This window comes from Halorubrum sp. AD140 (assembly GCF_034497445.1).
Classification (GTDB): Archaea; Halobacteriota; Halobacteria; order Halobacteriales; family Haloferacaceae; genus Halorubrum.
Window position 1 is genome coordinate 1 of sequence record NZ_JAXRUU010000355.1, and the last position, 1,015, is coordinate 1,015.

A 1,015-nucleotide genomic window follows, 5' to 3' on the forward strand; every position below is an offset into this window, starting at 1 on the left:
TTCTACGAGGTGAACGAGCGCGACGACCTCGTCGGCGAGCTCGTCTTCGGGATGGCGCCGCACACGAGCGCCGCGACTGTCGGGAGAGTGGTCGGTTTCACGTCGGCCGCCGTGGGATACGCGCATCCGTACTTTCACGCCGCGAAACGTCGGAACTGTTTCCACCCGGAGACGGAGATCGCGTATCTGGAAGACGGAGTGCGCCGAGAGATCTCGATCGAGACGTTCGTCGAATCCCGGCTCGAAGACCCCCGAACCGACGACTTCGGAACGCTCGTTCAGGAACTCGACGGAGAAATAGAGGTCCCGTCGATCGATGAACACGGAAATCGGTCGAGACAGTCGGTAACTGCTGTCTCGAAACATCCCAGTCAGGACCACCTCATCCGAGTCGAGACCAAAGGCGGGCGATCGATTCGCGTAACGCCCGACCATACGATGCTGCGGGTCACGGACACGGGTGTTCGAAAGGTAGCCGCCAACGAACTGGAACGCGGTGACTCGGTTCCCGCCATGACCGATCGTCAAGAGGCGTTGACGACCGCTTCGTCTGCGGTGACGGCGGACGGCGGCATCGAGACGGACGAGATCGCCTCGATCGACTTCATCGAAACCGACGTCAAGTACACGTACAATATTACGATCGCGGAGACGCATACGCTCGCGGCGAACGATTTACTGGTCGCCCAGTGTGACGGCGACGAGGATTGCGTGATGCTGCTCATGGACGGGCTCCTCAACTTCTCGAAGGAGTACCTCCCCGATCAACGCGGTGGCAGTGTCGCTGAGGACTCCCGACTCATTGCCCGCGATCCACAGGGCCGGATCCGATATCTCACATTCGAGGAGTTCTGGAACGAACTCGAGTCACCCGTCGAAGTCGACGGGAAGTTCAAAAAGCGAACGTGCGTACACGAAGGCTGGCAGACGTACACGTTTGACCAGAGTCACGAGCCGAGTCTCCAACCGATCGCGAAGGCGATCCGATACCGCGCCGACGAGGACGACACCCTGC

General features: G+C 60.4%; 1 pseudogene. It reads left to right on the forward strand.

The window, feature by feature from the left end:
• Positions 1-1,015: pseudogene (locus U4E84_RS18820) on the forward strand (DNA polymerase II, large subunit DP2); the annotation flags it as partial.